This window comes from Actinocorallia lasiicapitis (assembly GCF_054778695.1).
Genome location: NZ_BAAGZI010000763.1, coordinates 1 through 1109 on the forward strand (window position 1 = coordinate 1; position 1109 = coordinate 1109).

The 1109-nt window shown below is 73.8% G+C and carries 1 protein-coding gene; it reads left to right on the plus strand.

What is annotated here, in order from left to right:
* The coding region (locus ACYVE7_RS34440) for an acyl carrier protein (protein WP_460370816.1) at window positions 1–1109 on the plus strand (1109 nt) is incomplete at both ends.

Genomic DNA, 1109 nt, shown 5'->3' on the forward strand with positions numbered 1-1109 from the left:
ATGACGGGCCCGCCGCCGTCCGGCCCGAACGCGCCTTCTCCGACCTCGGTTTCGACTCGCTCACCGCGGTCGAACTGCGCAACCCCCTCACCACCGCGACCGGGCTGCGCCTCAGCTCCACGCTGATCTTCGACTATCCGACCCCGCGGGCGCTCGCCGAGCACGTCAGGGACAAGGCGCTCAACGCCGTTCCGGCGGCCGCGGCGGCCGTCCCCGCGCTGGCGGCCTCCGGCGACGAGCCGATCGCGGTCGTCGCCATGGCCTGCCGCTACCCCGGCGGGGTCACCTCGCCTGAGGAGCTGTGGCGGCTGGTGTCCGGCGGGCACGACGCGGTCAGCCCGTTCCCCGAGGACCGCGGCTGGGACGTCGCGAACCTCTACGATCCCGAACCGGGAAAGCTGGGCCGCACCTATGTGCGGGAAGGCGGTTTCCTGCACGACGCCGCCGACTTCGACCCGGCCTTCTTCGGCATCAGCCCCAACGAGGCCCTCGCCATGGACCCGCAGCAGCGGCTGCTGCTGGAGATCTCGTGGGAGGCCCTGGAGCGGGCGGGCATCGACCCGCTCACCGTCAAGGGCAGCCGCACCGGCGTCTACGCCGGCGTCATGTACCACGACTGGGCGACGCGCCTCGGCGCGATCCCGCCCGCCGACGTCGCCGGTTTCATCGGCAACGGCAGCTCCGGCAGCGTCGCCTCCGGCCGGATCTCCTACACCTTCGGGTTCGAAGGGCCCGCGGTGACCGTCGACACCGCCTGCTCCTCCTCGCTCGTCGCGCTGCACTGGGCGGTCCAGGCGCTCCGCCAGGGCGAGTGCACGCTGGCGCTGGCGGGCGGGGTCACGGTGATGGCGACCCCCGAGACCTTCCTCGACATGAGCCTGCAGAGCGGTCTGGCCGCCGACGGCCGCTGCAAGTCCTACGCGGAGTCGGCCGACGGCACCGGCTGGGGCGAGGGCGCGGGCATGGTGCTGCTGGAACGGCTCAGCGACGCCCGCCGCAACGGCCACCCGGTGCTCGCCGGGGTCAGGGGCAGCGCGGTCAACCAGGACGGCGCGTCCAACGGCCTGACCGCGCCGAACGGCCCGTCCCAGCGGCGGGTGATCCGCGCG